This is a genomic window from Anaerotignum sp. (genome assembly GCF_030625865.1).
Lineage (GTDB): Bacteria > Bacillota > Clostridia > Lachnospirales > Anaerotignaceae > Chakrabartyella.
Map to the genome: position 1 here is coordinate 1 of NZ_DAOUQB010000017.1, position 11,892 is coordinate 11,892.

Annotated in this window: 10 protein-coding genes; 2 read left to right on the forward strand and 8 right to left on the reverse strand. The window is 39.8% G+C overall.

The genetic code is table 11. The features are described 5' to 3' along the window. From P9Q65_RS06465 to P9Q65_RS06475, 3 genes are all read right to left on the reverse strand, one after another. Positions 1 to 305 (reverse strand): hypothetical protein (locus P9Q65_RS06465; RefSeq protein ID WP_330695260.1); only part of this gene is annotated, 305 nt, incomplete at its 3' end. Positions 306 to 721: 416 nt separating this feature from the next. Beyond that, a complete protein-coding gene (locus P9Q65_RS06470; protein ID WP_304508552.1) occupies positions 722 to 1,996 on the reverse strand; it encodes an L-cysteine desulfidase family protein in 1,275 nt (424 codons plus the stop codon). Positions 1,997 to 2,494: 498 nt separating this feature from the next. Further along, positions 2,495 to 3,919 (reverse strand): sigma-54 interaction domain-containing protein, encoded by a 1,425-nt coding sequence (locus P9Q65_RS06475; protein ID WP_304508553.1) that lies wholly within the window; start codon positions 3,917 to 3,919, stop codon positions 2,495 to 2,497. A gap of 244 nt (positions 3,920 to 4,163) precedes the next feature. Between P9Q65_RS06475 and P9Q65_RS06480 the strand changes: the two genes are divergently transcribed. Together P9Q65_RS06480 and lipA are read left to right on the forward strand one after the other, a co-directional pair. Beyond that, positions 4,164 to 5,159, forward strand: a complete 996-nt coding sequence (locus P9Q65_RS06480) for a lipoate--protein ligase (protein ID WP_304508554.1) — start codon at positions 4,164 to 4,166, stop codon at positions 5,157 to 5,159. A 53-nt stretch (positions 5,160 to 5,212) separates the two neighbouring features. Further along, positions 5,213 to 6,085 carry a lipoyl synthase gene (gene lipA, locus P9Q65_RS06485; RefSeq protein ID WP_304508555.1) on the forward strand — a complete coding sequence of 291 codons (873 nt, stop codon included), beginning with the start codon at positions 5,213 to 5,215 and terminating at the stop codon, positions 6,083 to 6,085. 113 nt (positions 6,086 to 6,198) lie between these two features. On the opposite strand, the gene P9Q65_RS06490 is transcribed toward lipA, so the two are convergent. The 5 genes from P9Q65_RS06490 to P9Q65_RS06510 are packed head-to-tail and all read right to left on the reverse strand — an operon-like array spanning position 6,199 to position 11,576. Continuing rightward, positions 6,199 to 7,638: a TolC family protein gene (locus P9Q65_RS06490; RefSeq protein WP_304508556.1), complete on the reverse strand. Its 1,440-nt coding sequence runs from the start codon at positions 7,636 to 7,638 to the stop codon at positions 6,199 to 6,201. A 21-nt stretch (positions 7,639 to 7,659) separates the two neighbouring features. Then, complete coding sequence (locus tag P9Q65_RS06495) at positions 7,660 to 8,865, reverse strand: ABC transporter permease (RefSeq protein WP_304508557.1); 1,206 nt, start codon at positions 8,863 to 8,865, stop codon at positions 7,660 to 7,662. Continuing rightward, the gene (locus P9Q65_RS06500; protein ID WP_304508558.1) at positions 8,862 to 10,022 is read right to left on the reverse strand and encodes an ABC transporter permease; all 1,161 of its coding nucleotides are present in this window, start codon (positions 10,020 to 10,022) and stop codon (positions 8,862 to 8,864) included. The genes P9Q65_RS06495 and P9Q65_RS06500 overlap by 4 nt, the downstream gene beginning before the upstream one ends. 38 nt (positions 10,023 to 10,060) lie before the next feature. After that, positions 10,061 to 10,960, reverse strand: coding sequence for an HlyD family secretion protein (locus P9Q65_RS06505; RefSeq protein WP_304508559.1), 900 nt, complete (start codon positions 10,958 to 10,960; stop codon positions 10,061 to 10,063). A gap of 37 nt (positions 10,961 to 10,997) precedes the next feature. Further along, on the reverse strand, positions 10,998 to 11,576 hold the full coding sequence (locus P9Q65_RS06510) for a TetR/AcrR family transcriptional regulator (RefSeq protein WP_304508560.1): 579 nt from the start codon (positions 11,574 to 11,576) through the stop codon (positions 10,998 to 11,000). Positions 11,577 to 11,892: the final 316 nt, after the last annotated feature.

Sequence of the window (11,892 nt, forward strand, 5' to 3'; positions counted from 1 at the left end):
TCAGCCTCCTCCTCCAAAAGTTCTCTGCATATTTCTTTTCCCACACAACCATCTTCCAGCCCATCAAACCACCTTTGCAGTAATGCCTTTAGGGTTCTCTCTTTGCTTCTTAACATAACAAAATTATTCTCTGAAAATCCCATTTTTTCCAACAGCAACAACCTCTGAAGCTTCTCTCCATCCGCTTCATAATAAACCAGCGACCCATCCTCCATACGTTTTGGCGTAACCAGACCTATATTACGGAAACGCTCAATGGTAAGCAATTCCACCCCATAAGCCGCACTGATTTCGTCCTTTGTCATACTTTTCCCCCTTTTAAAGCTTCCCTGATTCTCTTTTTTACGAAATAACCTTCGAAACAGAAATCCTTTTTTAACAACTTCCCTATGATAAAACTTAAGCTTAGCAAAAAGAATCACTTACTATTTAATTTCAATTTTTTTCCTGTAACAGTTTACCATATATGAATATATGCTACAATGCATTTTCAGGGATTTAAGAGTCTCTTAAGATATGAAAAAACTCCTTACAAAAATATAAGGAGTTTTTTCAGGGGATTCTATGTTAAAAACGTTATTTGCATCCTTTTATATCCCTTTTTTGCACGCCATTGTACAAAAATAGAGATACTATAAAACAATCATTCGTGTTTTTTCAGTGGTCTTACCCCATGAGTATAGATTTCAATGGCAAAGCTTCATAAACTGTTGATGTTCTGTTACTTTGCCATCATAATCTCAATGACTTTCATATCTACATCCGCTAATCCCTCATGGGAAAGTCTTGCCAAGTTCTTTGCCGTATCTTCTGCTTTTTCGCCGATAAATCCATCTGTATCTTGAATCACACTGTCATCCATGGCAAACATAGCAGAATATACCGCCTCACCTGCACAAACAGAAAGCTTCAAGGAACAACCGCCCTTTGCTCCATCACAGAACATGCCTGCGATACCGCCCATCATATTTTGAACTGCGCCGGAAATTTGCTTGAGATTCCCATCCATCAAATACACCATGCCTGCTGCAGCGCCTGATGCCGCTAAGGTCGCTCCACAAATAGGGGATAGACGTCCAACATGATACTTCATATACATAATAATCAGCATACCCAAAAATTCAGCCCGCAAAAGCTTTTCTTCCGAAACATTCCTATGCTTTGCAAAAACTGCCATAGGCACCATGGTTTCAATTCCTTGATTGCCGCTGCCTAAAAACGTCATAACAGAGCCGTTGCCGCCACTCATACGAAAATCACTGGCTGCCGCAGTAAATTGCTTAATTTCCGTAAGCATATCATTGGAAATAAGACCTTTTCCTGCTAAATTCTTTAAAGCAGGCCCAATGCCCAGGGCATATTTCTTCTGCATACCAATTTCAGCGATAGAAAGATTCATATCAATGCCTTCCTTGATAAACGCCAAATCAGCTGCATCCACAGTGTTTGTCCACTCATAAAAATCAGCAAAAGTATATTTCGTTACATCAAAGGCTTTCGTGGTTGCTTCTGCTGCTGAGAGTGTACGTTTGTCCAAAACAACCTCTCCGTTCTTTTCCGCAAATATCATATTATCATGAGCCTTTTCCGTAATAGTATGGCCTTTTTCTTCTTCATTTATAGCGATACATTCAATATAAAATTCACTGCTCGGAAGTACCTTTACAGAAACGAATCCTTCTTGTACCAATTTTTTCGCTTTCTCTACCTGTTCAGGATGTATTTCAGCAAAAATCTCCATGGTGTTTCCGGGCTTGCTCAGTAAAAACCCTAAAGCACAGGAAAGCTCGATTCCATTGGTTCCTGTATTTGGAATTTGTACGCTATAAGCATTTTTAAAAATATTAGAACTAATAACCATATCCAAATGGGTAGCGGATTTTTTTAACAATTCGCAGGTTCTGGAAACTGCCAGTCCAATGGCTACCGGTTCTGTACAGCCCATACTGGGTTTCATTTCACTTTTCAACGCATCAAACACAAGATTCATATCCATAATTATTTCCTCCTTGTATATAACCCCTCTTTTTATCTTATCTATAAATAAGAGCAAGTTTAATGCCAATGAGAAAACTCCCGAATTATAAGAAAAATTGTCCCTCTCAATTCTCAACCTTGAGAAAGCCCTTTGAACATTTTCCATTTCATAAAAAAATCTTATTATAAACTCCCCTTTCTCCATAACTATAGACGCTTTGGTTAAATGAAAAAATGGGTAAATTTGTTGTTACGTAGTATCACTTTAAAAACAAAAAACTATAAAAAATTTTAGGATGAAAAAAAATTTAGTATTTTTTAATTTCATACAAATATATCCCTGTTCCAGTGGCAATCACTGAATTATTTTGAAGTCTCTAAAAGTTCCTTTCTTTCATCCTTACAAAAAAACCTTTCTTAAAACACAACCGTTCATGTTTTAAAAAAGGCCTTTCTTATAGACAAATACAATTATATCTTTTCTTCTCAAAAACGAGATAATTTCTCAAAAATGAGATTAAAGCAGATGGTGTTTTTTTAGTTTTCGATAGAGCGTAGCACGACTGATTTGCAGGGTATCCGCAAGCCTCTCCTTATCTTCCAAAGAAGTTTCTTCCTTCAGCATATTAGATAACACTCGCTTTTCATACTCTTCCATGATTTTTTCTAATGACCATGCATCATATCCCTTTGCAGAACGTAAGACAATGTGATCCGGCAAATCTGAAAGCTGAACCTCATCTTCTTCCACTATATTCGACAGATATTCCACAATGTTTTTTAATTCCCTCACATTCCCCGGCCAGTTGTAGTTAACCATCGTCTGCAAAACCTCAGTGGATACCCCTTGGATATGTTTATTCAGCTTTTGATTGTAATACGGGATATAATACTCCACCAAAGCCGGAATATCTTCCTTTCGCTTGCGTAAAGGCGGCAATTCAATGGGGATAATATTCAAGCGGTAATACAAATCTTCTCGAAAGGTTCCCTCCTTCACCATCTGCTCAATATCCTTATTCGTCGCACAAATTACACGGATATCAATGGGAATGGGTTTGTGTCCTCCAATACGTTCCAGCTTTCTCTCTTGTAACACCCGCAACAGCTTTGTTTGCACATGCAAAGGCATATCTCCAATTTCATCTAGGAAAATGGTGCTTTTATCTGCCAACTCAAACTTTCCGATAGCTCCTTTTTTCTTTGCCCCGGTAAAAGCCCCCTCCTCGTAGCCAAACAGTTCACTTTCCACCAAATTTTCGGGGATTGCTGCACAGTTAATGGAAATCATAAGCTTATCCCGTCTTTGGCTTAGATCATGAATCATTTTTGCCATAATTTCTTTGCCGGTACCACTCTCTCCACGCAAAAAAACGGTTGAATCAGATTTTGCCACCTTGCGCCCGATGGCAATAGCCTCCTGCATTTTTTTGCTTTTGCCTACGAATGACCACCCTTTTTTGTCGTCGTTGACAACTTGCAATTGCTGCTCCAAACGATCTCTAGCCTCTGCGGTATACAGCTTGCTTTCCAAGAGCATTGTCATGTATTTCAAAAACTCCTCTAGCTTTGCACGGTTTTTCAACAGGTTCTCCCGCTGCTTTTCCTCAAACGCAACAATAGAAATCACCCCTACCACTGCCCCGTTTTTAAAAATGGGATAAGCTAAATCTGCCAATTCTTTGCAAAAAGCCCGTTTTTCACAATCAATACAATTGGGATCTTGTTCCACATTTGTAATGATCCCACTTTCGCCGGTTTCTAAAATTCGATTAAAAAATTTGGCATGGGCAATGGTAGTCCCAACTTCAGCGGCGTAATTTCCTGTTCCCGCCACACGAATCAGCTCATTATCTACCACGGTAACATCAGATTCCAAAATAGACGAAATGGCTTGGGCATAGGCCTGTATAAAGGTTTGAATTTTCATTAAAGCTGTCACATCGCTCACCTCTTCTTATTTCAGTATAGCGAAAATCCTCCAAAGACACAACAAAAATGATTGTATTTTCTCAGGACAGTTTATAACATCTCACCAAAAAAAGGCTTACTCCCTTCATTTTTTTCTCGAAAAAACTTCTTTTTCACCAAACGAAGAAAGTGTACTTCTTTATTCTTCCCTTGCTTGCACCCTATAAATTTAGTATACTAAAAAATATATTTTACAAATGATAAGGAGGGCTAAAATGATTTTTATTCAGCCAAAAACCACTGATGCTGCACTGCATTTTGCGACGGAAGAATATTGTATGACCGCCTTGGGGCAAAAACAAGACATCTTCATGCTTTGGCAAACAGATCGCTGTGCTATGCTGGGCAGTAACCAAATTGCGCAAGACGAAATTGACCTCGCCCTTGCGAAACAGAACGATGTGCAAATCGTTCGCCGTTCCAGCGGAGGAGGAACCATTTACACTGATGAAGGCACCTTGCTTTGCACCCTAATCACCCCTTTTTCCTCAGGGGACGATGCAAAGGAAATCGGGCGAAACCGCTTAGCGGAGCCATTGATTTCCGCTTTACAAAAAATGGGGATTCATGGAGAAATAAAAGGGAGAAACGATATGCTGATAGACGGCAAAAAATTTTCCGGCTTGGCACAACGTTTGGGCAAGAACTGTCTTTGCAGTCACTGTTCCCTTTTATTCGATACCGACCTTTCTATTTTGGAAAAAATATTGACTGTGGATGAATCGAAAATAAAAAACAAGGGAATTGCTTCTGTACGCAGTCGTGTTACCAATATTTATCAACATCTTCCAGAAAAATATGCAACTCAGGAATTTAAAACTCATTTGATACAGGCTTTAGCGGAGCTTATTCCTATGGATACATACACATTCTCCCAAGAGGAGCTTGGCGCCATTGAAAAAATTCGAAAAGAGAAATATGCAAATCCTCTTTGGATCTATCGAACCAACAATAACTTTACCCATTCTAACGAAAAACGTTTCCCTTTGGGCAAAGTCGAGGTTTATTTGGATATTAAGGGCGGTATGATTGCATCCTGCTCCATACGTGGTGATTTTCTCTCTATCAAACCCATAGAAGAATTAGAAAAACACCTTACCCATAAAGCGTTTGATAAGGGTACACTCATGGCTTGTGTAAACAATACTGATTTACTCCCCTATCTTGGTGGAATTACTGCTGATGAATTTTTATCTGTTTTATTTTCTTAAGCAGACCTGGTGTAGTATTAAGAAAAGAGTATAAATTTTTAAATATAAATAAATTGGAGGATGGTAACATGTTAGAAAAACCCCACTGGTTAAAAAGAACCTATAGAGATAATTCAAATTTAAACTATGTTCGTGAAATGCTAAGTGCACTTCAATTAAACACAATTTGTGATGCGGCAATGTGCCCTAATTATGTAGAATGCTTTTCAAAAAAAACAGCAACCTTTATGATATTAGGGGTAAACTGTACCAGAAATTGCCGTTTTTGTAACGTAATCAATCGTGAACCCCAAAAAGTTGATGCCGATGAGCCAAACAGAGTTGCAGAGGCAGTTACCAAGCTGGGATTGAAATATGTGGTAATCACTTCCGTAACCAGAGATGATTTGCCTGACGGCGGGGCCGGGCACTTTGCGGCAACAATTCGTGCCATTCATAAATCAAATCCCCATACCGCCGTTGAAGTTTTAATTCCTGATTTCCAGGGAAATAAAGATGCTTTAAAAATCGTTGCGGATGCAAATCCCGAGGTGATCAGCCACAACATTGAAACCGTAAAAGACCTCTATGATCAAGTACGCCCCCAAGCAATTTATGCAAGATCCTTGGATGTGTTGAAATCCATTAAAGAACTGGCTCCCCAAACCCGTTCTAAAACCGGCATTATGCTTGGTCTTGGAGAAACGCCGGAGCAAGTTTATCAGGTAATGGATGATTTAAGAACTGTTGGCTGCGAATTCTTGACCATAGGTCAGTACCTCGCCCCCTCCTCGGCACATTATCCCGTTCAGGAATACATAACCCCCGAAGAATTTGATCGTTACGGCCAAATTGCAAAAGAAAAGGGCTTTGATTTTGTTGCCTCTGCGCCGTTTGTGCGTAGCTCCTACCATGCTGCTGAAGCCTTGGAAACGGAAGCAAAATAAATCAGATCTGAAAAAAGCAAGTACCCTTAATGGATACTTGCTTTTTTATAAAGTAATAACACTTTTTTCTAAGCTTATTTAAAGAAAAACACATGCCATAATCTTGTTTCTTTTTATCCGGCAATCTGCTCTTTATAGGTATCATAAATATCCAAAGAAGTACCATCCATCAATAAATGATATTCTTCCCAAGCTAAATCGTAATCATATGCCGCCTCCAAAATTGCCAGATCATTCTGCTCAAACTGCAACTCTAACGCCTGTATTTCAACAGCAGACACCAGACCCAATTCCGCGGATTTTTGCTGCTGCTCCCACTGTGTTTTTGCCTTATCATAGGTATCCTTTTGAATCTGGTAAGCTGCTGCCGCTTTATTAATGCTATCCAGTTTTTTCTTTAAATCGTTGGCAATAGCAATTTTCTGGTCTTCCATAGAAACATTGGCAATATCCATATCTGTCTCATGAACCTTGATTTGCCCATCATAAAGAGTGGTATCATTAGATTTTTTCTCTGCCTGTTGATAATCCCGGCGCAAAGTTTTTAGTTGATAATTCTTATCAGTGGCCTCTTTTAATAATTCCTCGCTGTATTCCGGGGCATACTCAATCTTCCTTGTCTTTTCAGGTGCTTCAATTTCCAGGGCATCATCAATGGGTCTACCCATCAAGTCATTCAGTTGACGTTTCAGTAAAGTTAAACCGTTTTGGGCATCCTGAATGTCTTTTTCATTCTGAGTTACAGAAAGCTTTGCCTGGGTTAAGTCGATTTCTATACTAAAGCCTAATGCTTTTTTCTTTTCTTCAATAGAGTAAAGGCGCTCCATTAACTCTTGTTTTTTTTCAAGCAGAGCGATACCCTGTTCTACCTGAACTGTTTTTTCAACCAAAAGCTGGGAAACCAATAAAGCCTGATTATTCCAATCTTCCTGAGTTTTATTTAAATCCTGCTTTGTATTTTTCAATTCCTCTTGCTGATCTTCCAATTCGTCCCTCTGTGTGTCTGCAATGCTGTCAGTCATATCTTCCATGGCACTGGCAATTTTGGCACTACCGGAAAGCAGTGCACTGCTTACAGCACCTAAGGTATTCTCTGATAGTCCGGCATCTTCATCATAACTCAACGCCCCATTAATTGCAGATTTCCCGGAAGATGCCGCTTCCCCAGCCTCTTTTCTGGCATGGGCAGCACTATCTTGGGCATCCTTCAGATCGCTTAAGCCATCATCAATGGCATCCAACCCAGAAAGGACTTTTTTATAATTTAACGCCAACGTTGTTTTTATACGGTTGTTCTCCAGTACTTCTTTTTGAATTTCTTCCAATGTCATTGCCTCAACTTCATGCTCCTCAGTTTCTTCTTGGGTGGCTTCATCTTTTGATGCTTCGTCCTTTGAAACTTCATCTTTTGATGTTTCGTCTTTTACGGTTTCATCCTTTGCCGTGTCATCTTTGGCCACGGTGGTTTTGGCATAAGCCGGTATTGCCAAGGTAAACGTCAGAACACCTGCCAAAAGCAAAGCACTACCTTTTTGATACTTGAATTTTCCCATATCTATGCTCTCCTCTCAAAATCACTGGGCAACAGCTTGTGCTGTTTCCTGATCCACAGGTGTTTCCAGTGCTTGTTGTTTTTTTTCAATAAGTTTCAGCTTTATGTACCATACCACACAGCTTAAAAACAGACATCCCCCGCTGATACCGGCTAATCCAATCATTTCCTCACGAATTGCATCAAACCCACAGCCTATTAAAGCCACATTCCGATAGCCAATGACAAAATGAGTTAGCGGAAATACCTGTGCCAGCTTTTGATAAAATCCTGTAAATGCCATTGTTGGCCATGTAAACCCACTGAATACCAAAGAAGGCGAAGTAAACGCCAATGATACAGAGGTTGCAAACACAGGATTTGGCATAACAGCGGAAAAAAATTGTCCCATGGCTATAATGGATAGTATGAACAAAGAGCTATAAGCAAACCAAACATCAAAGCTCCCCTTCATAGGGATACCAAATTTGTTCACCATCATCCAAGCGCACACCATCCAAACACCCATGGAAATAATATAATAAACCAAAGCCTTTATGATTACTTGGAAAATAGGATTCACACCTTTGATCTCCCCAAGCTTACCGCTTTCCTTTTCACGGGCCAGAGAAATTGCAGCAAAATAAACCAACACCTGCTGTAATGTGGCAATCACAAAACCGAAGGTCAAAAAATAACCAAAATTGTTTGTAGGATTATACCACTGGCGGATATAAAAACTCACAGGGTTCATTTTTGCAACTGCATCATCCACGGTATAGCCTTTTGCCACCAAGCCTTTTACCGCCATTTGCGTAGACAATGTTCCCAAAATTTCCGCACCCCTTAAATTTATGGTGCTTCCATAACCCATATTTACAGCACAAGAACCAAGAAGAACCTGTGCTTGTCTGCCTTGCATTACGTTTTTTGTAAAATCTGCCGGGAAAATGATGCAGCCTACAATTTCCCCATCTTTCATGGCTGTTTCCACCTGATCTTCATTTTCATAGTAACCTATAACATCGAAATATTCGGATTGCTGAAACGCATCAACTACTTCCCTTGTTTTTGCGCTATAGCTATAATCCACAATGCCCATCTTTAAATGGGTAAAACTCCCATTCTCAAAGCTGACTCCGCAAATACCAGTCACAAAAATGGGAATTAAAATCAAAATAATCAAGGAACGAGGACGCTTCAACAAGTAAAACCATTCTCGAAAAAACAAACGAAAAGCTGCTATCATGCCTGAACGACCTCCTTTTTTGCCATTTGAGGTTTTTCTTTCTTTCCTGCACGATAAACTTTCCATAAGAAAGCAAGAAAGCTGAGAAAAAAGGTTGCCAAGGCAAGATATAAAAGCATATCTCTGCTATAGGCAATATTTTCGGTTTCAAACCCAACACCCATCAACACAATATTCCGAATGGGAGAGAGAAAATGGGTTGGAGGCAAGAACTGTGCTGCTTTCACCAGTGTATCCGACATCTCCGTAAGAGGCCACGAAAAACCCGAAAGAATAAAAAGGGGATACGTCAGTGCCATAAGCCACTGAATGCAGTGAATGGTATTTTTACAAAGTGTGCCAAACAGTGCACCCACGCCAAGCATACAAAGAACATAGCATCCGCAAAGAATTGCCAAATCTTCCTTGTTTCCCCGCATAGGAAAATCAAATATCGTTATAATTGCATAATAATTTACTAAAATATTCAAATAGCCCGTAACGCCATAAAAAATATATTTATTAAAGAAATGAATCACACTTTCTTTGACTGTCGTTTTTCCCGAAAGAATACCTTCCTTCTTTTCTTCAGCAAAAGCCGTGGAAACCGTCATTAAAAAAAGCTGATAAAAAATCAAACCCGTTAAACCCAAACCCAAATAAGTTAAATAACTGAACTGGGAATTAAACCAAGGGCGCAATACCGTAGAAATGGGTGCAGCCTTCGCAAGAGCATCATCCACAGTACTTCCTGCCGCTACAAAGCTTTTTACAGCAATTTGGGCAGAAACGGTTTTCACCACCTGCATAGCAGATACCACAGCACTATTCCCAATAATATTATTCGCACTGTTTACACCAATCAAAACCTCAGCCTGCTGTCCCAGTTGCAGGGAGCGTGCATAATCAGCGGGAATCACCACAACTCCAAGCACCTTGCCTTCCTCCAAAAGTTGAAGGGCTTCATCCTGATCCGTAACTACGTACGTAACATTAAATCGGTCGGTTTCATCAAAAGCATCAATTAAGGCTCTTGTTTGAGCCGACGAGTTTCCATCCACTGCCGCCAAAGGAATATCTTTTACAATATGGCCGCCAAAAGCATTGCAAACCACAATGCTTAAAGCAAGGGGCGCAACCAGAAACATAAAAAGCATACGCTTATCATGCCAAAGCATTTTGATCTCCCTTCCAAATCCCTTGAGAAAAATTTTTATCATTCTGCCTCACCCACTTCATCCAGGTTAACGCTCACAAGCATACCAGGGTAAAGCATAATATCGTCTTCCCCGGAAAGGGCAATTTTCACTTTATATGTAACAACGTCTTGGTCATTCAGCTCGTTTGTGGATTTTTTAATAGCAAAATCCGGATTTTTGCTTACATTTACAATGGTTCCGTGGAAAGTTGTATCCGGGTAGGCTTTGCTGGTTAGAGGAACGGTTTGCCCCACTTTTAACTTACCCACCTCATACTCGTCAACGTTTGCATTAATCCAACGATCGCCGTAATCTGTCAAAGTTACAATGGTTGTACCACTGCCTATCAATTCTCCCACAGAGGAGGATACCAACGTAACTGTACCATTACAGGGGGCATATTGAGCTGTCTGACTTAAATTCAAATTTACCTCCGCAAGAACCCCCTGGGCAGCCTCATACTGCGATGTTGCCGCCTGTACATCTAATTTTGCTGCATCCAACTGTGTTGTCAGTTTATCCATGGTATCCTGTGCAACCGCCTCTATTTCGAATAGTTCCTGATACTTGGTGTATTCCTCTTCCAAAAGCGCCACATTTGCCTGTGCCTTTTCCATAACCGCCTTTGCCGCATTTAAGGTGCCGGTAGCCTGCGTTTGTTTTACTAAAATGTCCCGCTGGTCAGAGGTAAAAAGCAAGTCCCCCTTGCTAATCTCCTGCCCCTCTGCAACAGGAATATCCGTCAAATAACCAGGAATCTTTGCACGAATATAAACCTCTTTGCATTCTACGGTGCCCGTTACCATATTGGGTTCAACTACTGTTTCAGCAGCATCCGCATGATCCGTCGTACATCCACTTACCGCACAGCAGCCTGCCACCATTAAAGCAAGTAAAAATCTTTTTTTATTCAGCATATTCTCCCAAACTCCTTTTCAATTTTCAAAATCTTAATTATATTAACAAAATATCAAAAATAGGACGAATAATCAGCATTGTAAAATCCGTCATTTCCTTCTTAGACATGGGCAACCCCTCTAACAGCCATTGCTTCACCATGCCCATAGCACCACAAGCGATAAATTGGTGAATATACTCCTCCCTCATGGGATCGCACTCTTTTCCCATTTCCTCCTTAACCTGCATCCCCCTTCGCTTCATAATTTCTGTCAATTTTCTTGCAAAACGGTCACTTCTTGGGTTCAACAGAAGACAGCGGCACAACCTTTGATTATCTACAATATAGTTGTAAATCTGCCCAACCACAGGATACTCCCATTCTGCTCCCCGCTTTATTTCAATTTGTTCCAGCATCCGAGAAAAACCTGCCGCAATTTCGTTTTCCAGTTCATCTAAAAGTTCATATACGTTGTTATAATGCAAATAAAACGTAGCCCTGTTTAAATCAGCACGGTTCGTAATATCCTTCGCTGTAATTTTACCGAAAGGCATTTCATCCATTAAATCCATTAGTGCCTCTCGCATCATTGCTTTTGTTCTTTTAATCCTTCGATCAATTTTTTCCTCTTTCATGGTACCCATCCTTTCTAAAATAGTCTCGTTCCGTTTTCTAAGACCATCTCCGTTTCTACCATGCTTTTCCTGCCTGGTATTATATCACTGTTGCGAAAGATAATCAACAATTTTCGTTTAATTAAAAAAATTATATTTTAGATACTGTTACATGTTATTTTATAAAATAAGACAAAAACAACTGTCATAAAATCAGTTTTTTCAATGAAAATTGTCAAAACCGGGAACTGACTATTTTCTAATCATCCAGCAAAATCTAATAAAATGATTTGCAATTTAAGCAATTAAAAACCGTCATTGGCACTTAATTTCACCA